The sequence below is a fragment of the Actinoallomurus rhizosphaericola genome (assembly GCF_024055675.1).
GTDB lineage: Bacteria > Actinomycetota > Actinomycetes > Streptosporangiales > Streptosporangiaceae > Actinoallomurus > Actinoallomurus soli.
In genome coordinates, this window is the sequence record NZ_JAMXMW010000010.1 from 246,210 (window position 1) to 264,402 (window position 18,193).

Genomic DNA, 18,193 nt, shown 5'->3' on the forward strand with positions numbered 1-18,193 from the left:
ACGCCGATTCGCCGCACACTGCTCTACCTCGGTGAATCGCCATCGTTCTCATTTTCCGCGACATTCGTCGCGCCACACGGATTGAATCCCTTCTGTTCCGGCGATGCGGCTCCCCCGGCAATGCGTCCGAACTTTATTTCGGCCACGCGGAGTCTCCTTACAGCCTACGAGAGGGGAAGAATGGTGCTCGCCAGGACGTTGATGGGGCCGGTCGCGATGGTCTTCGCCTGCAGTCTCGTGGGGGCGGCCTACGCTTCTGCCACACCGGTCCCCGACCCGAGCGCGCCACCCCCGCGGCCCGACTCCGAGCAGGCGTTCGCCGGCCCGCGGGCGACCGCCGAGCGAGCGGTGGAAGGGTGCTGGTTCAGCGCCCACACGCCTCGCCCGCTGCACACCCGTTGTCCTACAAATGCCCTTGGCACTCGGCGAAGCATGAGTTCGTCACCGACAGCTGGCTGACCATCGTCACCCATTGGGGCGGGTCGACGTCGAACTACGTGACCAGTCCACATGAGGACTTCGACTGCAGCTGACGGTCCCCGGGGCCGAGTCCGCCTGGCGGTACCGGGGGTGGCTGCTCAGCGCCTTCTTCAGAGCGGCCAGGCCACGGACGTACGCGTCGTCCATGATTCACCCGATGACCCGGATCGGCAGCAGGACGCAGAGGTTCGTGCCGGGGTGGCGCGGCGCGGTTGATTCGCCCGTTCCTTCGGAGTCGGGACACGGGGGACCGTAGTGGAGGTCGAGGCCGGCATGGCCGGGCCGGAGCGCCTGGAATGCAGCGGTCCGGCGGTCACGGGTGCGGGAGACCTCGCGGAGTACTCGCTGGTCATCGCTGAAGGGCATCGCCTCGCCGGCGCGGGTGACGACCTCGATGCGCTGGCCGACGTGGACGGTCTCCGTCGGCTGAGCGATGTACTCGTCACTGCAGTGGCTGGCCGCGATCCGCTTGTCGCCGATGACGAAGACCGCCCTCGGCGGCGGACAGGTCGTGACGTACGGCCTCTTGGCGTGCGCGCACGACACCAGCGGCGCCGCGGTCATTCCGAGGGCAAGGAGCGCCATGACGGAGCGCCGACGGCTCCGGGCCGGAGCATCGCTCGCAGCTTGACCGAGATGACCGCGCTGAGTCGCTTTCATTTCGCTGGGAGGACCCGGAGCGCCAGCAGGGCACAGACGTCCGTGCCGGAGAAGCGAGGTGAGGTGGACTCACCTGTTGCTTCGGCGTCGGGGCATGGCGGACCGTAGTGAATGTCGAGTCCGGCAGTTCCAGGCCGAACCGCCTGATACTCAGCGGTCCTGCGGTCACGGGTGCGGGAGATCTCGCGGAGTACTCGTTGGTCGTCGCTGAAGGGCATCGCCTCGCCGGCGCGGGCGGTGACCTGGATGCGCTGGCCGACGTGGATCGTCTCCGTCGGCTGAGCGACGTACTCATCGCTGCAGGAGCCGGCCAGGATCTGCTTGATTCCGATGACGAAGGTCACCTTCGGCGATGAGCAGGTGGTGGCGTAGATCTCCTTCGCATGCGCGCACGCCGTGAGTAGGGCCGCGGTCACGCCTAAAAGGATGGACGCCGCGACGGAGCGCCCATGGATCCTGACAACTTCGAGCATCGCTTGTCTCTTCTCGTGCCGCTAGCGCTGACCAACAGTGACATGGAGAAGACTCGTCGTCTTTCACGGCGCTCCAGCCGCCCTTGCCAAGCTCTTTCAGGGTGCGATCGACACCGACCGGCGCCCCGAACGTCATATCAAGCTCCGCCCTGCGTCCCAAACCAAGCTCCTCCATTGGACGCGGCCTTCGCCAGATCCGAGGTGGTGAAGGTTCCACCATCCGGCGGCTCCCATCTCGTCCGCGAGAGCCTTGCCAACGGTGGCACCGGAGCAGTGGTCTTCGCGCCTGGCGGGTGGCCCACGGGCTGCGTGCGGTGCCGGCCGATCGTGACGCGGCTCACGAAGAAAGGGTGACAGGGTGTTGTCGCGGACGCCTGCGACTCTCGACGGCATGACGATCACAGATGAGGACTGCCTGCCCGAGACCCTGGCGTTCAACGAGCAGTTCGAGGCCGCCGCCGCGAGCCGTCCCGCTCGCGGGCGCGCACCGGACGCGGCCACGCTGGCATACCTGCGGCGCAACCGGCTCGGCGGCGACACCCCACCGGTGCGACTGCCGCAGGGCCGGGACCGCGTCGTCGAGGGCGGAGTGAAGGTACGAATCTTCGCACCGGACCGCGTCGACGGCGTGTACCTCCACATTCACGGAGGCGGCTGGGCGTTCGGTTCCGCGGACGGGCAGGACGAACGGCTCTGGCGGCTCGCCGAGCAGGCACGGCTGGCGGTGGTGAGCGTCGACTACCGCCTCGCGCCGGAGCACCCGTACCCCGCCGGGCCCGACGACTGCGAGGCAGCCGCCCGGTGGCTGGTCGAGAACGCCGCCGGCGAGTTCGGTACCGAACGGCTGATGATCGGCGGTGAATCGGCCGGTGCCCACCTCAGCGTGCTGACCCTGCTGCGCCTTCGCGACCGGTACGGCGTCACCGGCGCGTTCCGGGCGGCCCACCTGCTGTTCGGCCCGTACGACCTGTCGATGACACCGAGCCAGCGGAGGTTCGGCGCCCGGCGGTTGCTGAGCAACACCGACTCCCTTCGGGGCAGCTATGAACTGTTCACGCCGGGGATGGGGGAAGAGCAGCGCCGTGACCCCGAGGTCTCGCCACTGTTCGCGGATCTGGTGGGGATGCCGCCGGCCCGGATCGTCGTCGGCGCCGAGGATCCGCTGCTGGACGACTCGTTGTTCCTGGCCGCGCGGTGGGAGGCGGCGGGTGCGTCCGCGCGGCTCGGGGTCGTCGCCGGGGCGATGCACGGCTTCACCCTGTTCCCCCTGACCGTCACCGAACGCGAGCTGCGACGACAGCGGGACTTCCTGGCCTCCGCGTGACGGTAACGTCGGCGCATGAACCGAACCGCCCGGCTGTACGCGCTGGTGGAGGAGTTGCGCGCGGCGAGGCGGCGGCCGCTGACGGTCGCGGCGCTCGCCGCGCGGTTCGAGGTCAGCACGCGCACGGTCCAGCGGGACCTGCAGGCGCTGATGGAGGCCGGTGTCCCGGTGCGTTCCGTACCCGGACGAGGCGGAGGCTGGTCGATCGACCCGGAGATGACCCTGCCTCCGATCCATCTCACCGCCGATGAGGCCTCGGCGCTGACCGCCGTGCTCGCCGTCGCCGACGCCTGCACTCCCTACGCCGGCGCGGTCCGCACGGCGGCTCAGAAGATCGCGTCGTCGATGGCGGGTCCCGCCTCGGTGGCCGCCCGGAGACTCGCCGCCCGGATCGTCGCCCTGCCCCCGCGCGGCGACTCCGCGATCCGTACGGCGGTGGAGCAGGCCCTCGCCGACGAAACAGCGCTGCGCCTGTCCTACACCGACGCGGCAGGCCGCGAGAGCACCCGCGTCGTCGAACCGGCCGGGCTGCTCACCGCCGGCGGCCGCTGGTACCTCATCGCCTGGTGCCGCACCCGCCGGGCCGGCCGCGGCTTCCGACTCGACCGGATCACGGCGGCCGTTCCGACCGGTGACCGGGCACGCCCCCACGACCTGGCCGAACTGCTGCTCGGCTCGGTCGGCGCCGACGCGGTACGCCCCGCCGCACTGGCCTCCCTCACGCCCGCCGCGGAATGACGAGGTGCGCCGGCCCGGCCGGCGCACTGTCATCTCCGCCGTGGGCGCGAGGGATCCGGCTCGGCCGGTGCGGGAGATCAGCCGGCGGCGTTCATCAGGTCGACGGCGCTCTGCTGGCGGGCGGCGTCGGTGGAGTCCAGCGGGCCGGCCCAGTGGTAGCCGTACTGGTCCAGAGGGTTGCGGTCGTGGGTGTAGGCCGAGTTCGCCTGGCGGGTCAGGTAGGCGGTGTAGGGGTGGTCGCTCAGCGTCTTGTTCAGGGCGGCCAGGCCGCGGGCGTACACGCCCTTGAACGACGGGCCGTCCGCGCCGCCGTTGGACTGGGGTTCGCCCGGGTCGGCGAGGATGCCGTTCGGGTTGAGGGTCGGGTCGGTCGTGGAGGCGCCCGCGAGGGTCCGGGCGTCGGTGAGCACGCCGGCGTCGCCGGTGGCGCGGTACAGCTCGGTCAGGCCGTTCAGGATGACGCCCTGGTTGTAGGTGTAGACCGGCTGGCCGTTGTTCTTGCACGTCGACGTGGTCAGGCCGTCGTTGATCAGGTGGGCTGAGTTGATCATCCCGGAGGCCTTGAACCAGGACCATTCGTTCTTCGCCTGGTCGAGGTACTTGGTGTCGCCGGGGATGCGGTTGTGCAGGGCGGCGGTGAGCTGAAGGTACAGCTCGTTGGTGATGGCGTTCTTGTAGTCGCGCTGGGTGCGCCACCAGACGCCGCCGCCGCAGGTGCCGTCGCTGTAGGAGGTCATCCAGTCGGCGTCGGTCTTGGCGGTGTTCAGGTAGCGGCCGTCGCCGGTCAGGTCGTACGCGTCGACCCAGGTGAGCCCCCACCAGCCGGTGTCGTCCATGTAGTCGTTGCGGAACTGGCCGCCCTGCGCGGAGAGGTTGTCGTCGTACGTGGTGGCGACCGCGTACTTGTAGCTGCCCATTCCGCTGACCCGGACGTTGTCGATGATGGCGGTCAGCGCGTTGGCGGAGTTCCACCAGTTGGTGGTGTTCCACAGGCCGGTGCCGTTGTTGTAGTACATCATCAGCGCGGTCGCCGCGGCGGTGGAGCGGCTGCCGGCGTTCCAGGTCGTACGGGCCCAGGGGGTGCAGGCGATCTCGGCGCGGTCGCCGGCCTTGCCGCAGGCGCGTACCGCGCCGACGCCGCGGTTGTTCCAGTCGTCGACGTTGTACATGAGGGTGCGCCAGCCTCGGTTGCCGCTCGGGACGGTGGTGTCGCCGAGCTTGCTGCCCTGGCTCCAGCTCTGTCCGCCGTCGAACGAGCGGTCCAGCCACACCTCGTCGGCCGGATTGCCGTTGTCGGTGCTCGCCCAGGCCATGTCGTCGGCGTCGTCGAAGTGAAGCGTGATCTGCCGCGAGTAGATGGTGGCCTGGACGGGCGTACGGTCGCCGGCGGTCAGGGCCGGGTCGCGGCCGTCGCAGTACTTGTCGCAGATGGACGCGGCGGCCGCGCTCGTACCGGCGAATGCGGGGATCGCGGCGGCGGCGAGGAGGGAGGCGGTCGTCAGCAGGCGGATGAACCGGCGAATCGATGGGCGGGCGGGGCTCCGTCGGCCTGGAGCGGGGCGGGAGGACGACATGACCGACTATTGATCCGGACAGACGGTCACGTCAATGGTCAAAGCGGATGACGGTCGTCGCTCTGCCGGAGCAGTACCGGTCAACGGCCGACGCGATCGCCGGCTCGATTCGATTCGGCTAGCTCTCCGTCCGGTCGTGCGCTCGGTCTCCGGAGGTGCTCAGGTCGTCGGAGCTGCCGGACCGCAGGCGGGACCACTGGGCGGTGGGGCGTCCGTCGGTGCGGATCGTGTCACCGGTGGCGGCGTCCCACTTCTGCGGCCGGCCGGCGGGCGAGTCCTCCCAGGTCTCCTGCCGTCCGTACGCGGTCAGGTCCATGAGCGCGTAGCTGTAGTCCATCGCCTCGACGCCGCGACCGTTGGTCCAGTAGGTCTCGAAGACCCGGTCGCCGTCCCGCAGGTAGCAGACCAGGTGGAACATGCCGACCTGGCGTCCGGGGAGCAGACGGTCGGCGGAGTCCCGCACGGAGTACCAGGGCACGTCCCAGCCCATGAAGTCGCGGTAGCGGACGCTCTCCTCGTACGGGCCCTGGCAGAACGTGGCGTACGTGACGTCGCGGGAGTGCAGGTAGGACAGCTCGCGGACCTGCCCGTTGTAGAACGTGCAGCCCTCACACTGCTCGGCGGCGGGGTGGCCGGTGTGCCACATGTGGAAGTAGGCGATCAGCTGCCGGCGTCCCTCGAAGGCGTCCAGCAGCGTAACCGGTCCGTGCGGGCCGATGAGCGGGATGGTGGAGTCCACCTCCACCATCGGCAGCCGGCGGCGGGCCGCCGCGATCGCGTCGCCCGCACGGGTGTGGGCCTTCTCCCGTACCCGCAGCGCGTCCAGTTCGGCCTGCCAGGTGGCCCGGTCGACCACCGCCGGCAGGCCCGTGTTCGTCGAGTCGTCGTTCATTGAGCGCCTCCGAACGCCGCCGCGGTGGGCGGCGGCGTCTCCGTCGATTCGTTCGTTCGTCTCCCGCTCCGGTCGCCGTCGCCGGGCGAGGGTCACTGGTCGAGGTGGTTCTTCAGCGCGTCGAGGCGGCCGTCCCAGTCGCGGGCGAGGGCCGCCAGGAACTGCTGCGCCACCCGCATCGGCTCGGAGCGGAGCCGGTACCGCACCCGGCGCCGCTCCCCCGGCTCGGCCGTGACCAGGCCGGCGTCGGTGAGCAGGGCCAGGTGCTTGGCGACCGCCTGCCGCGTGATGGGCAGCCGGGCGGCCAGGTCGGTGGCCGTGGCCGGGCCCGTCGAGGCCAGTTCGGCCAGGACGGCGCGCCGGGTCGGGTCGGCCAGGGCGACGAAGACCTGCTCGGCCACCGCTTCGATGTCAGGCGGCATCGAGGTGGGCGACCAGCTCGCCCAGTTCGCTCGCCCAGCCCTGGGTGTGGGCGTCGTACTCCTTGCGGTGGACGTCCTCGGGGAGCTGGGCGAAGCCGGTCTCGACCACGGTGAGCCGGGTGCCCGCGCCGAGCGGTTCGAGGGTGAACTCGACGTACGTGCGGCGTGAATCGTCCTTCGGCAGTTCCTGGATCTGCCAGGTGAACCCGAACACCGTCGGCTCCTCGACCCGTTCGACCCGCATGTCGACGGATTGACCGCCGGTCCACGTCATCCGGGCCGCGCCGCCCGGGCGCAGGTCGATGGTCGCCCCGTCGCCGAACCAGGAGGCCAGCCCCTCGGCGGTGGTGAGCGCCGCCCACACCTTGCTCGGCGGTGCGGTGACCTCGACGGTCCGTTCGATGCGGTCAGGAAAACCCACGACAGCCTCCTCAGACGAGTTGCAACCGATCGGTTGCCACACTAGTCGCAACCGATCGGTTGCATCAAGACCCGGTTGAGCCCAGAGCGCTGCCGCCCATGGTGGCGAGGGTGTGCGGCGAAGGATTCTCAGCACGCGAGGCCTGCGTTGATCCACTGCCCCCGGCCGCATCAGCGCACCAGGCGCGCCTTATCGACGGGGGAAGCGTTCGAGGAGAGCTCGGGCGAGATGGAGCGCCTCCTGTCGCGCCTGCCCGTACGAGAGACCCTTTTGAGCGGGCGGCGGACTCACCGCAGCCGGGCCGTCGGAGCCCGCCCAGTCCAACCAGATGACGACGTTGCCTATCCGCAGGTCCATTTGAACGCCATCCGACCTCAAGCGCATCGCATAGGCCTGGTCGCCGAGGTCGGACACCTTCTCGGGAGCTCCCGCCACCCCGGGATTCACGATGGCCTTACCGCCGTGGACATCAGAGGTGAGACGGCGTTCGAATATCTCCTTGGCCTCTGCGACTGTCGCGAACCGGGTGGCGTTGGCGTCAAGATGGCGGTCGTACGCCTGGTCGAGCGGAGGATCGCCCCCGCAGGTCTGATAAATGCCACCCCGTGTTCCGGGGAGTTCAGCCGCACTGTACTCGCCGTACGAGTAGAGCAACTTCATCGAGCGCGCCAGAGACGGAAGACCTGCGCGGAAAGCACCGCACACATACGGCAATTCTCGGATCACGCCGTCGCGATCGACCACCGCCTCGTCCGGAGGCAGCCTGCCCCTCGCAACCGCGTGCGGTGACGGCCTGGGTTTCGATCCCGTGCCGCCTGCTCCGAAGCACCAGATCGAGGCTGCGACCGCCGACACGAGCACGACCGCCATCAGCGTGAGGGCGATGCCCGTTCTCGACCGCGCCCGGCGTACCGCGGTATCCGCGCCCTCTGTTCCCTCACCCGGCTGAGTCGAGGTCTGCGGTCGAGCGTCGTCATCCGCCATTGCTCTATGAAAGCCTGTATGTGGGGGCCTGGTGAGATCTTCTGGTGTTCGAAGCCCACCTCCAGGCACTGCGCGGACTCCTCCTGAACGTCACGCATGTCCGGCGCTCGATCGGGCATCAACGGGGCCGTCAACGATCAGAGTTCGATCGCGCTGTCTCCGGAGGGGTCACGGTGAGCTGCCTGTTCAGGATCGGGGAAGAGAGCGTCTGGACCCCGTCCGCGGAGGCCGGCCGGTTGTACGTCGGGATGACGAAGTGCCTCGCGGCGGGCGGAGGCCGGGCGACCGGTGTCAGGACGATCGCCGAGGACGTCTTCGAGATCGCCCCCGAGCCGTTCGGCGCCTTGGTCGAGGTGGCCTACAAGGAGTACTTCAACTCCACGAACCGGGTGTACCGCAGCCAGCTTCACGGCTGGCTGCTCACGTCCCTCGTCCTGCTGGCGCGCGCGGGGAGGCCGGTGACGCCCTCCAACGACGAGGAGCGCGAGTTCGTCGAGGACATCTCCGAGCACGCCAAGGCGATGCCCTCCTAGACCTGCGGGCTCACCTGGCGAGGCCGATCGCGGTATCCCCGCCATTGCCCTTCCAGTCCGCCGGAACGTCGTAGGACAGGCCGTTCTTCGCGGAGGCTGAGATCACCTGCCAACCCGACACCGTGGGCTTGAAGGGACCACTCGGTGTCGGTGTCGGTATGAAGGCGACGGCGGGAAGGGAACCCGCGTACGGCGTGGTCGGGTCCGCGACCGGATGCCTCCTGTCATCACCTCGGCCGACCAGCACGGCGACGACCGCCCCGACGATCAGGGCGCGGCGTTCGCGCCATCAACGGAGATGTAAGGCTTATAAAGCTGCTATACCTATTACTCAGGAGGTGGCGTGAAGATCCCCCTAGACGACTACGCGTGGGGCGTGGCGGTCGCGAACGAACTGGTCGCCACCTCGCCCACCGTGCGGGCCGACGGAGACGGGCTGCCCGGCCTGAGCGCGCTGGCGGATTTCCTCGCCGCGCACCGGCTGCGACGCGATGATCCGCCCACCGATGAGGACGTCCGGCAGGTGCACTTCCTCCGCCGCGAGGTGCGGGGGATCATCGAGACCGAGACCGCCGACCAGGCCGTCGCCGGGGCGACCGTGCTGATCCGGCGTGCCGGGCTGCCTCCGATCCTGGAACGGGATGACGAGGGACGGTGGGAATGGCGGGTGCCCACCACGCCGGAGGCCTCCCTCGCGGACGAACTGGCCGCGCTCGTCGCCATCGGCATCCTGGGGGTCGTACGAACGCTGGGGCACGAGCGCTTCCGTCCCTGCGCGGCCCCCGGCTGTCGAGGGGTGTTCGCCGACGTCAGCCGGGCCGGACGCCGCCGCTACTGCATGCCCGACCTGTGCGGTAACCGCGTCAACGTCGCCAACCACCGCGCGCGCCAACGCGAAGGGACCCTGCTCCGATGAGCATCTCACCGCTGCCCGGCAGCGTCCGCCTGCCCGACGGCGTCCACGTCCGCGGCCGTGGCCTGCGCCGCCCACGACCCGAAGGGCCTACGCCCGACGTCGGCCTTTACCTCGGGTCCGGCCGGCTTCGCCGCCGCCACGAGGCCGCGTTGCCCTGGTCCCACACCTGGATCGACTGGCCCGACTTCCTGCTGCCCCGCGACCCTGACGAGGCCGTCCGGCGGATTCACCACCTGCACGGACAGGCGAGGGCCGGCGCGCTGGCCGAGGTCGCGTGCGGCGGCGGCGTCGGCCGTACCGGCACGGTCATCGCCTGTCTGGCCATCCTGTCCGGAGTGGACCCCGCCGACGCGGTCACCTGGACCCGCGAACACCACCACCCCAAAGCCGTGGAGACCCCCTGGCAACGCCGCTGGGTGACCCGCTTCCCGCGCGTCATCCCCGACCGCTGACGGAGCCCACCGGCACGGCCTCGGCCGGATCGCCACCGACGTGCGCGAACGACGTCACGCGTGCCGGTCGGCGGCGAGGAACGACGTCAGCAGCGGGAGCAGGGCGTCGGGGCGGTCCAACGGGATGATGTGGCCGCAGTCGTCGATGAGGTGGCCGACGAGGTCGTCGCTGACCGGTCGCAGCTGGCGTTCGAGGGCGTTCCCGACGGGATGGGCGCCGATGGCCATGGTGGGCACGGTGAGCCGGTGAGAGTCGACGGCGTCCTGGATCTGCCGCGCGCTGGTGGGCAGGGCCCGGTAGTAGGAGAAGGCGCAGCGCAGGGCGTCGCTTCCGGTGTACGCGTTGACGAACGCGTCCCGGATCGCGCTGGGCACGCCGCGCCCGCGGGTGCCGGAGCCGAGGAACCAGTCGATGTACTCGGCTTCGTGCCCGGCCAGGACCGTCTCCGCGAGGCCCGGAACCGAGTGGAAGCCGAACCACCACGGCGCCCCACCGGCGAGGAAGGCCTCGGCACCGGGCAACCGGCCCAGCAGTGACTCCATGAGGACGAGCCGCCGTACGAGGTCGGGCCGCCGCATCCCGAGCAGGAACGCCGGCGGGGTGCCCGCGTCGATGCCGACGACCGCCGCCGTGGGTTCGCCCAGGGCGTCGAGGAGGTGTTCGGCGTCGGTGGCGAGGGTGCCCGCGTCGTAGCCGTCCGGCGCCCTCGTGCTGGCGCCGAATCCCCGCAGGTCCGGCGCGATGACGCGGTACCGCCCGGAGAGGCCGGCGATGACGTCGGTCCACAGTCGCCAGGTGTGCGGGAAGCCGTGCAGCAGCAGGACGGCGGGCCCATCCCCGGCGATCGCCACGTTCACCTCGATGCCGTTGACCGGCACCCGGCGCAGGACGAGGTCGGGTGCGGAGTGGTGCGAGGGGGCTGTGCCGGGCATGGCCTCTTCTCCATGTGGTCACCAATGGTTACAAGGGGAGGTTAGGTAACCTGGGATCTCCCTCCAAGACGGCACTTCCTCGACAGGTGGTGAACTCCGGGTGACCTCCTCCCCGGCCCGTACGCCGAACTCTCCGGGCCGTACGCCGAAGGGAGCGCGCGGCGACCTCTTCGACCCCGGGTGTCCGACCCGTCGGCTGCTGGACCGCATCGGCACCAAGTGGACGTCCATGGCGGTCAAGGTCCTGGCGGAAGCGTCCCCGCAGGAGGTGCGCTTCGCCGAACTCCAGCGGCGGATGCCCGGCGTCTCCCAGAAGATGCTGTCCACGACGCTGCAGAGCCTGGCCCGCGACGGCCTGGTCGTCCGCCGGGTGGAGCCGACCGTGCCGCCGCGCGTCCACTACCGGCTCACGGACCTGGGCCTGTCACTGGAGGCCGTGCTGGCCGCGGTCAGGAACTGGGCCGAGGAGCACATGGCGGAGATCGACCGCGCCAACACGGCCGGCCGAGCCCCGGCCGCCGACACCGAGGGGTAGTCCCCGAGCGGAATTCGATTGACTTTTGCAGGTCCGAATCATCGGACTCCGCGATCAGCCGGTCCCCACCCGAAAACTTGATCTGCATCTTGCCGGTGGCCTAGGCTTACCGCCGGTCAACTACGGGGTTACCTGGGTCGGCGACGGGGAGCGCGAGCCGAGGTCCGGGCATGCGGTCAGATCCGAGGAGGCTACGCATAATGAATGATGACCTTGCGAGCGGACTCCTCTCCCTGACCGTCACCGCCACGTCGCCCGACGGACGGATAAGCGCCACTTTCGGCGATCAAGGCGAGAAAATGGAAATCGCATTCCGTCCGGGTGAGTACCGGCACTACTCCGAGACCGCGTTGGCGCAGGAGCTCTCCCGGCTGGCGATGCGCGTCACGGCCGGATATGTGCGCGCGCAGACGAGGCTCATCGACGCGGCGATCCCGGATGTCCTGCACGACGACGCCATCGAATACGGACTCGAGGACCGGGAGTTCCGCCGGAGTCTCGCCGGGATCAAGACGGCCGCCAGATCGCCGGACGGGCGGATCGCGGTGGCCAGTCAAGCGCTCGCGCGCTGGCGCGTACGCATCGCGGACGGCACGATTCAGGGAGTGCCCGAGGAGGCATTCACGGCCGGCCTGCTCACCGCGTTCCGTGAGGTTCTGACCCGTCATCAAGCCGAGGTCCGGAAGCTCAAGGACGAGCACTACGGCTAAGGCATCGACGACACCGCACGCCGCCGGACCGCCTCTCCGGAACGGCGCACACCACGGTAGACACGATGGGAAGGCGGCGATCGTGGCCGACCACAGGGATCTGGTTCGCACCGCTGTGCCCGACCGTACGGTGGGCGGCCGAAGCGCTCGGTCGGCACGTCGCATCGTCGCGGTCGGCGCGCTGATAACGATGGCGACCGCCTGCACGTCCTCGCACCATTCCGGTGATCACCGCACGCCGCGCGCGCAGCCGTCGACGCACAAATCATCGTGCGAGGTGCGGGTCGCCGAATCCGCGGTCACGCGCAAGGACCACTACTCGGCCGGCGAGCGGGACCAGCTGAACGACCAGTTCCTCGCCAGCGCGATCCTCGAGAATCCGTGCCGACGAACCGCGACCAATGTCAGGTTCGTCGTGTCGCCGTTGGACGGCCAGGGACACGAGCTGATGTCCGCGGGCCGACCGGTCCAGGAATACTTCACCGTTCCGCTGATCATGCCGGGTCAGCGGGCCGCCAGTTGGACCTACTTCAACCGCAAGGAGGCACCCGACGGGGTCGCGAGCCTGAGGGTTCAGCCGGATCCCGGGCCGTTCGGGGGCGACGTCTGCTGGATCGACCCCTCCACCTCTGGCTACCAGACGGCCGCCCGTGCCACCGGCGTCACGGTCGGGAAGCGCGATACCAGCCGAACGTCGGCGAACGGCCTGGCCGATGTGTCCTTCGAGGTGACGTGGAGTCCCGCCGGGTCTTCGCCTGGGAGACGCGGCGCCTCCGTGATCTTCCGGGACTCGTCCGGGCGGCTGCTCGACGCAGGTGGTCAGAGCATCGGCGCCGGCCTGAAGCCCGGTCAGCGGGTGCGCTTCGAGGCATGGGTCCCGGAGAACGCCGACCCGTCGCGGACCGAAGTCCTCCTGGATCCGGAACCGGTGACGCCCGGCCTACCGGTTTACAGCCCGTCGTCGTCATGCCTGCCGAGTTCGTGACGGGCGGCATCCGGCGATCCCATCACCCGACCAGGCGCACCGACAGGAACCGAGGGCGCAATGACAGATCCCTTCTTCGTAGTAGAGCTGAACCAGTTGCTGGCGGCGGGCAGGGTCACCCTGCCCCACCTGGCCTGGACGTATGCCACGTTGAACAATCGCGTGGCCGACACCGCCGGCTTCGACAACACGGCGTTCACTCCCTGCCCCACAACCGGAGGAGGGCAGGACGAGCTTCGCGCGCCGTGGACTGCGCTGCGCAACCGACTCCAGGATGTCCTCGGTCGGTCGGCCAAAAGTTTCGAGGAGGCGGGCACCGCCATCGTCCACGTCGCCGCCCATTACGAGGCCGCGGAAGCCGACGCCGCGGCGCAGATCCGGGAGGCGTGGCGGGGTGGAGCGCCTGAGAGCGTCATCAGCAGGTTCGGCGACAAGGTGCTGCCCCCGCCGCCGCCCCGCGTGATCATGACCCAGAAATGACGGAAGGGTAAGGCGTGTCATATCACCATGCTGACGAGATGAGTGCGTGCGGTCGGCAGGTGCTGGCGGCCGCGCTCAAGGCGATCCACCATAACTACAGCGCCACCCTCGACTCGTACAGGGGGCAGGCCGAGATGAACCAGGTCAACACCGAGTACGCGGACGTCCCTCAGCTGTTCGCCTCGTACGGCATGACCGACCCGGCCAACTGCCAGTCGGCGGTCGATGACCTGTTCAGCGTCGCCGACAACCTCGACCCCACGAACGCCGTGAAAGTGGACCCGCAGGGCGGGGACTCCGGCAAGCAGCTCCTAAGCCCGCTGCCCAAGCACACCGGAGGATGGACCGACGCGCTGCCGATCGCTGTGCGCGCGAAGGACATCGGTAGCCATCTCCAGGAATGGCACGGTGACGCGCGGACCCAGTTCGACACGTTCTTCGTGAACCACATCGACACGGCGGTCCCGCTGCAGGCCGCACTGGCCAGGTCGCTCGCGCTCATCCTGCAGGCGCATCAGGAGGTCCGGGCCCGCGCGAACGCCGACGTCTGGGAGATCGGACAGAAGACCATCAAGGCGCTCCACGCGGAACTGGCGATGTGCAACTGCTCCCCGTCCGCCGTCACGGCGACCATCACCGTCGGCACGGCCGCCGCCTCGGTGCTGACCGCCGGCGGTGCGCTGGCGGCGGTGATGGCCGCCTTCTCGTTCGCCAATGCGGTGACCAATCTCTCGGTGGCGGCGTCGCGCGAGGAGAAGGCGAAGGTTTCGGGCGCGACCCCGTTGGCGATTCTCGCCAACATGCGGACCGCGATCGGCAAGGTCAAACAGGCGATAGCCGATCAGGAACGCGCTCTGGCCTCGCTGACGAACACGCTGGCGGACAATGTCTCCAGCGTCGGGGAGCGCATGGAGATCCCCTCTCCGAACGACGCTCCCGGTTTCCGGGCGGCCGTCCAGAATCCCGATAACCCTCACGGATTCCGCCCCACGTCGCGGTGACGCCGCCGCTCGCGTCGCGGACGCTCCTCGGTCCGGTCAGGTGGCCGGGGTGAGGGTGACGGGCACGGACTTGGTCTGGGGGCCGGAGGTGACCGTCACCGTGACGGTTCCCGGGCGGAGGGCGGTGAGGGTGCCGGTGGCCGGGTTCAGGACGGCGAGGACGTCGTGGCGGTGGCGGGCGGCCTTGGCCTCCTCCGGTGAGGCGGTCACCAGCAGGCCCGGGCCGCCGCTCCACGTCACGCTGGCCGGGTAGCGGAGCGGGAACTTCAGGCCGAATCCGCTGGTCAGCCCGGTCGCGGTGACCTGCTCGGATCCGCCCACGGCCAGCGGCGCGGGCGCGGGAAGGTCGATGCCGTCGATCAGCGGCCGGCTCTCCGCCTCCATCCAGTCGCGCGTTCCCGGGTCGGGCCGCCCGGCGGGCACCTTGCCGGGGTGCGGGTCGACGCCGACGCGCATCCAGCCGAAGAAGCCGCCCTGGTCCGGCGAGCTGTACGGGGTCTTGCCGACCGCCGGGGTGTTGACCTCCAGGACACCGTCGGAACGCGTGACGGCGGCGGTGTGGGCGTGGCCGCTGAACAGTGCGACCGGCTTGCCGGACTCCTCCCTGAACGTCGCCAGCCACCGCTCGACGAGCCCCGCCTCCAGTTGGTCGGTGAGCTGGGAGTCGCCGGCGCCGGACGGGTCGTGCGGCGGGTGGTGGAACACCACGGCGACGCCCGTGACCGAGCGGTCGGTGGCGGCCTTGTTCAGCTCGTCCTGCAGCGCGGGGATCTGGTCCCAGTCTGAGGTGCGCAGGCTGCCGCTGTGGGAGTCGAGCAGGATGAACCGCGTGCCCTTGTGGTCGAACACCTGCCGGGTCTTACGTCCGGTGGCGCTGACGAAGTCGTCGAGTCCGCCGCTCGATCCCAGGCCCGCCTCGTGGTTGCCGGGCACCCAGTAGACGGGCAGGCTCGCCGGGACGTGGTCCTTCAGCAGCTGCTGGGCGAACGCGAAGTCGGCGGGGCTGTCGCTGTCGACGAAGTCCCCGTTGACGAGGATGAAGTCGGGCTTGGCGGCGACGGCCTGGTCGAGGGCGGCGGCCGCCTGCTTCGCGGCGAACGAGTCGGCGCCCGCGGCGGCGCTGACGTGCAGGTCCGACATGAGGGCGTACGTCCAGCGGCCGGCGCCGACGCCGCGCTGTTCCAGGACGTACGGGTCGGGGGCGGGCGCCTCCTGCGTGTCGGGCTGCTGGCCGACCTGGGCGGCGAGCGCGTCGAACTCCAGCTCCCCGGCGTCCTTCTTGTCCTGGGCGGTCTCGACGACGTAGACGTTCAGCAGCGTGATCGGGGCGGCGAAGCCGGCGGGCAGGGCGCCGGTGACGCGGCGCCAGCCGGTCCAGTCGACGCTGAGCGCGAACGTGAACGGCACGTTCGTCGTGCCCTGCGAGCGGAGGGTCGCGCGCAGCCAGTGCTCCCTGCCGTCGCCCTTGACCCACAGGGCGAGGCCGCTCGCGCCGCCGGGCAGGGTGATCGGGCTGGGCTGGACGACGGCGTAGCCGGCGGAGGTGCTGGGCTGGCCGGTGAAGTCGTACTTCAGGCGGAGCGCGTGGTTGCCGGCGGGCGCGCCGGGACGGTCCGGGGCCTCCACCGTGTCGACCGTGGCGGTGCCGCGCGCGGCCGAGGCGGTCCACTTCTCGTCCGGTTCGAACTCGGCGAGGGACTTGTCGATGAGGCCGACCGACACGGGGAGTTTCGCCGTCACGCCGTGCACGGTGGCGGTGATGATGGTGCCGGTGCCGGTCGCGTCCGGCTTCCCGGTGACCTTCAGGTCGCCGTCGGGTTCGGCGGCGACGTCGATGGCGGCGTGGTCGTAGGAGAGGGTGACGTCGCGCGGGGCGACGGGCGCGCTGAAGCCGTCGGCGTCGTACCCCGTCAGGCCGATGCTCGTCGCGGTGCCGGGCTGCAGGGTGACGGCGCGGTTCGTGAAGGCCAGCCGGTGCAGCGGGCCGAGGACGCGCAGGTCGTGCTCACCGGTCGCGGATCCGGCGCGGGCGCGCAGCCGGCCCGTGCCCGGCGATGAGGCGTGGAAGACGCCGCCGCTGACGTGACCGAGCCGGCCGGGGACGGCGTTCCAGGACACCTGCCGCCCGCTCACGGACACGGCCGCGTACGTCTCGTCGTAGCCGGCGGCCGTGACGTCGCGGGTGAGGCCGGGGAAGACGCGGTCGGCGCGCGGCTGTACGTCCAGGCCCTGCAGCGTGCCCGAGCCCTTGCGGCTGAACAGGCCGACGCCGTTCGGCACGGGCCGCTCGTTGCCGTCGGAGGGGGTGTTGACGACGCTGACGCCGGAGTCGCCGGGGCGGCGCGCGACGGCCTCGGTGGACCCGCCGCCGTCGAGCATGTACGCGTCGCCGGCGCCGAGGCGGGCCATCAGCCGGGCCGTGTCGTCGAAGGACAGCCCCGCCGAGAAGCTCGACGACCCGTCGACGGCGACGAGGAGCAGGCGGCGGCCGCCGTCGCTCCAGCCGATGGCGGTACGGGGCTTGAGCGCGTCGTTGCCGGTGCTCGGCGGGAAGTCGACCGCCTGGCCGCCGTGGACGAGCACCGCGCCGCTGCCGAGCGCCATCGTCAGTTTCGCGTCGGTCTTCGGCGCGAAGGAGATCGCGGCGGCGTCGCCGGGCCGGGCGGTGGCGAGCTGCTGCGCGGCGGCGCCGCGGCCGACGAGGATGAGGCCGTCGTCCGGGACGGGTGTGGTGGTGAGGTGGTCGTTCACCGCGGTGACCTTGCCGCCCGCGACGACGACCTCGGTGTACGGGCCGGCGTCGCGGATGAGGGTGCGCAGTCCCGGCCCCCACTGCGGGGTGAAGGCGTCGATGCCGTCGGCGGGCACGCCGGCCGAGTTGAGCGCGGCGAGGGGGTGCCCGGCGCCGGCGACGGTGACCGTGCCCTGGATCGCGAGGTCGGCGAGCCGGGCGAGCCCGTCCGTGCCGATGGCCGCGACGGTCGACGGCTGGGCGGTGCCCTTGCGGAGGGTGCCGTTCTGGATCTCGGGGCCGATGGCGGCGTTGGTCTCGGTGATGTCGAAGTAGTCGCCGTTCACGGCGGCGACCGCGCGCTGCTCGTCGGCGGCCTGGGCGAGGGGCCTGGCCTCGCTGACCTTGCGGCCGACCAGGTCCACGCTCACGGAGTGGTCGCTCAGGTCGGCGCTGAGGACGTGGACGCGCGTCCAGCCGGTGCGGCCGAACGTGTCGAAGGTGGTGCGGACGATGCCCGGGGCCACCGGTTGGTCGACCCGGTCGGCCTCGACCGACTCGCCGGGCACGGCGGTCTGGTACGCGGGGGCCTGCACGCGCGGCGGCCGCTCCGCCCAGGCCGGAACGTTCCAGGCAGGTGCGCCGAGAACGCCGAGGGCAAGGGCGCCCGCGGTCAGCAGGGATCGTACGCGCATGAGGGGCCTCCGTGGGGGTGCCGCAGGAGGCTAGCGCCCCGTGGCGGTGATCACTATGACCGATCTTGACGTGCCGCGGTCGCACGGATGAACAATCAGGGCCCCGGCGATCTTCCTCACACTTCGGCGGCCGCCCCCATAAAAGATCATCTTCCGCTACGATCCCGATGTCGGCCTTGGGGCGAACAATCCGAGTTCCCCCCTTTCATGGACCGGCACATCGACGTCCGGCCTGTCCTCGACGTGACACTTTT

The 18,193-nt window shown here is 70.4% G+C and carries 19 protein-coding genes; 10 read left to right on the forward strand and 9 right to left on the reverse strand.

Annotated elements, in window-relative coordinates:
- Positions 1–630: 630 nt before the first annotated feature.
- Both NE234_RS23265 and NE234_RS23270 read right to left on the reverse strand, forming a co-directional pair.
- Complete coding sequence (locus tag NE234_RS23265) at positions 631–1,065, reverse strand: hypothetical protein (RefSeq protein ID WP_252782611.1); 435 nt, start codon at positions 1,063–1,065, stop codon at positions 631–633.
- Positions 1,066–1,136: 71 nt separating this feature from the next.
- Positions 1,137–1,613, reverse strand: a complete 477-nt coding sequence (locus NE234_RS23270) for a hypothetical protein (RefSeq protein WP_252782612.1) — start codon at positions 1,611–1,613, stop codon at positions 1,137–1,139.
- 391 nt (positions 1,614–2,004) lie between these two features.
- Between NE234_RS23270 and NE234_RS23275 the strand changes: the two genes are divergently transcribed.
- Positions 2,005–2,937 carry an alpha/beta hydrolase gene (locus tag NE234_RS23275; protein WP_252782613.1) on the forward strand — a complete coding sequence of 311 codons (933 nt, stop codon included), beginning with the start codon at positions 2,005–2,007 and terminating at the stop codon, positions 2,935–2,937.
- Between the two features lie 15 nt (positions 2,938–2,952).
- A complete protein-coding gene (locus NE234_RS23280; RefSeq protein WP_252782614.1) occupies positions 2,953–3,675 on the forward strand; it encodes a helix-turn-helix transcriptional regulator in 723 nt (240 codons plus the stop codon).
- A gap of 77 nt (positions 3,676–3,752) precedes the next feature.
- Here NE234_RS23280 and NE234_RS23285 read toward each other — a convergent pair whose 3' ends face one another.
- The 5 genes from NE234_RS23285 to NE234_RS23305 all read right to left on the reverse strand — a co-directional run bounded on the left by NE234_RS23285 (position 3,753) and on the right by NE234_RS23305 (position 7,968).
- The gene (locus tag NE234_RS23285) at positions 3,753–5,249 is read right to left on the reverse strand and encodes a glycoside hydrolase family 76 protein (RefSeq protein WP_252782615.1); all 1,497 of its coding nucleotides are present in this window, start codon (positions 5,247–5,249) and stop codon (positions 3,753–3,755) included.
- Between the two features lie 118 nt (positions 5,250–5,367).
- Complete coding sequence (locus NE234_RS23290; protein WP_252782616.1) at positions 5,368–6,141, reverse strand: DUF899 family protein; 774 nt, start codon at positions 6,139–6,141, stop codon at positions 5,368–5,370.
- A gap of 92 nt (positions 6,142–6,233) precedes the next feature.
- Positions 6,234–6,563 (reverse strand): ArsR/SmtB family transcription factor, encoded by a 330-nt coding sequence (locus NE234_RS23295; RefSeq protein ID WP_252782617.1) that lies wholly within the window; start codon positions 6,561–6,563, stop codon positions 6,234–6,236.
- On the reverse strand, positions 6,553–6,984 hold the full coding sequence (locus NE234_RS23300) for an SRPBCC domain-containing protein (protein ID WP_252782618.1): 432 nt from the start codon (positions 6,982–6,984) through the stop codon (positions 6,553–6,555). Before NE234_RS23300 ends, NE234_RS23295 begins: the two co-directional genes overlap by 11 nt.
- Positions 6,985–7,173: 189 nt before the next feature.
- Complete coding sequence (locus NE234_RS23305) at positions 7,174–7,968, reverse strand: hypothetical protein (RefSeq protein ID WP_252782619.1); 795 nt, start codon at positions 7,966–7,968, stop codon at positions 7,174–7,176.
- Positions 7,969–8,141: 173 nt separating this feature from the next.
- On the opposite strand from NE234_RS23305, the gene NE234_RS23310 reads away from it, so the two are divergent.
- The 3 genes from NE234_RS23310 (at position 8,142) to NE234_RS23320 (ending at position 9,869) form a co-directional block, all read left to right on the forward strand.
- The gene (locus NE234_RS23310) at positions 8,142–8,501 is read left to right on the forward strand and encodes a DUF6086 family protein (RefSeq protein ID WP_252782620.1); all 360 of its coding nucleotides are present in this window, start codon (positions 8,142–8,144) and stop codon (positions 8,499–8,501) included.
- Positions 8,502–8,844: 343 nt separating this feature from the next.
- Complete coding sequence (locus NE234_RS23315) at positions 8,845–9,417, forward strand: CGNR zinc finger domain-containing protein (protein ID WP_252782621.1); 573 nt, start codon at positions 8,845–8,847, stop codon at positions 9,415–9,417.
- Positions 9,414–9,869, forward strand: coding sequence for a phosphatase domain-containing protein (locus NE234_RS23320; protein ID WP_252782622.1), 456 nt, complete (start codon positions 9,414–9,416; stop codon positions 9,867–9,869). The genes NE234_RS23315 and NE234_RS23320 overlap by 4 nt, the downstream gene beginning before the upstream one ends.
- 54 nt (positions 9,870–9,923) lie before the next feature.
- On the opposite strand, the gene NE234_RS23325 is transcribed toward NE234_RS23320, so the two are convergent.
- Positions 9,924–10,802 (reverse strand): alpha/beta fold hydrolase, encoded by an 879-nt coding sequence (locus NE234_RS23325; RefSeq protein ID WP_252782623.1) that lies wholly within the window; start codon positions 10,800–10,802, stop codon positions 9,924–9,926.
- Positions 10,803–10,902: 100 nt separating this feature from the next.
- On the opposite strand from NE234_RS23325, the gene NE234_RS23330 reads away from it, so the two are divergent.
- The 5 genes from NE234_RS23330 to NE234_RS23350 all read left to right on the forward strand — a co-directional run bounded on the left by NE234_RS23330 (position 10,903) and on the right by NE234_RS23350 (position 14,513).
- Complete coding sequence (locus NE234_RS23330) at positions 10,903–11,337, forward strand: winged helix-turn-helix transcriptional regulator (protein WP_252782624.1); 435 nt, start codon at positions 10,903–10,905, stop codon at positions 11,335–11,337.
- 299 nt (positions 11,338–11,636) lie between these two features.
- Positions 11,637–12,047: a hypothetical protein gene (locus tag NE234_RS23335; RefSeq protein ID WP_252782625.1), complete on the forward strand. Its 411-nt coding sequence runs from the start codon at positions 11,637–11,639 to the stop codon at positions 12,045–12,047.
- 277 nt (positions 12,048–12,324) lie between these two features.
- Entirely contained in the window at positions 12,325–13,032 is a 708-nt protein-coding gene (locus NE234_RS23340; RefSeq protein WP_252782626.1) for a hypothetical protein, read from the forward strand.
- 60 nt (positions 13,033–13,092) lie between these two features.
- Complete coding sequence (locus NE234_RS23345; protein ID WP_252782627.1) at positions 13,093–13,512, forward strand: hypothetical protein; 420 nt, start codon at positions 13,093–13,095, stop codon at positions 13,510–13,512.
- Positions 13,513–13,550: 38 nt separating this feature from the next.
- Positions 13,551–14,513 (forward strand): hypothetical protein, encoded by a 963-nt coding sequence (locus NE234_RS23350; RefSeq protein WP_252782628.1) that lies wholly within the window; start codon positions 13,551–13,553, stop codon positions 14,511–14,513.
- Between the two features lie 36 nt (positions 14,514–14,549).
- On the opposite strand, the gene NE234_RS23355 is transcribed toward NE234_RS23350, so the two are convergent.
- A complete protein-coding gene (locus tag NE234_RS23355) occupies positions 14,550–17,939 on the reverse strand; it encodes a phosphodiester glycosidase family protein (RefSeq protein WP_252782629.1) in 3,390 nt (1,129 codons plus the stop codon).
- Positions 17,940–18,193: the final 254 nt, after the last annotated feature.

Coding starts and splice junctions, on each gene's coding strand:
- NE234_RS23275 (WP_252782613.1), top strand. CDS start 2,005: ATGACGATCACAGATGAGGACTGCCTGCCCGAGACCCTGGCGTTCAAC.
- NE234_RS23295 (WP_252782617.1), bottom strand. CDS start 6,563: ATGCCGCCTGACATCGAAGCGGTGGCCGAGCAGGTCTTCGTCGCCCTG.
- NE234_RS23285 (WP_252782615.1), bottom strand. CDS start 5,249: ATGTCGTCCTCCCGCCCCGCTCCAGGCCGACGGAGCCCCGCCCGCCCA.
- NE234_RS23335 (WP_252782625.1), top strand. CDS start 11,637: ATGGAAATCGCATTCCGTCCGGGTGAGTACCGGCACTACTCCGAGACC.
- NE234_RS23290 (WP_252782616.1), bottom strand. CDS start 6,141: ATGAACGACGACTCGACGAACACGGGCCTGCCGGCGGTGGTCGACCGG.
- NE234_RS23270 (WP_252782612.1), bottom strand. CDS start 1,613: ATGCTCGAAGTTGTCAGGATCCATGGGCGCTCCGTCGCGGCGTCCATC.
- NE234_RS23355 (WP_252782629.1), bottom strand. CDS start 17,939: ATGCGCGTACGATCCCTGCTGACCGCGGGCGCCCTTGCCCTCGGCGTT.
- NE234_RS23325 (WP_252782623.1), bottom strand. CDS start 10,802: ATGCCCGGCACAGCCCCCTCGCACCACTCCGCACCCGACCTCGTCCTG.
- NE234_RS23345 (WP_252782627.1), top strand. CDS start 13,093: ATGACAGATCCCTTCTTCGTAGTAGAGCTGAACCAGTTGCTGGCGGCG.
- NE234_RS23280 (WP_252782614.1), top strand. CDS start 2,953: ATGAACCGAACCGCCCGGCTGTACGCGCTGGTGGAGGAGTTGCGCGCG.
- NE234_RS23305 (WP_252782619.1), bottom strand. CDS start 7,968: ATGGCGGATGACGACGCTCGACCGCAGACCTCGACTCAGCCGGGTGAG.
- NE234_RS23350 (WP_252782628.1), top strand. CDS start 13,551: ATGAGTGCGTGCGGTCGGCAGGTGCTGGCGGCCGCGCTCAAGGCGATC.
- NE234_RS23320 (WP_252782622.1), top strand. CDS start 9,414: ATGAGCATCTCACCGCTGCCCGGCAGCGTCCGCCTGCCCGACGGCGTC.
- NE234_RS23265 (WP_252782611.1), bottom strand. CDS start 1,065: ATGGCGCTCCTTGCCCTCGGAATGACCGCGGCGCCGCTGGTGTCGTGC.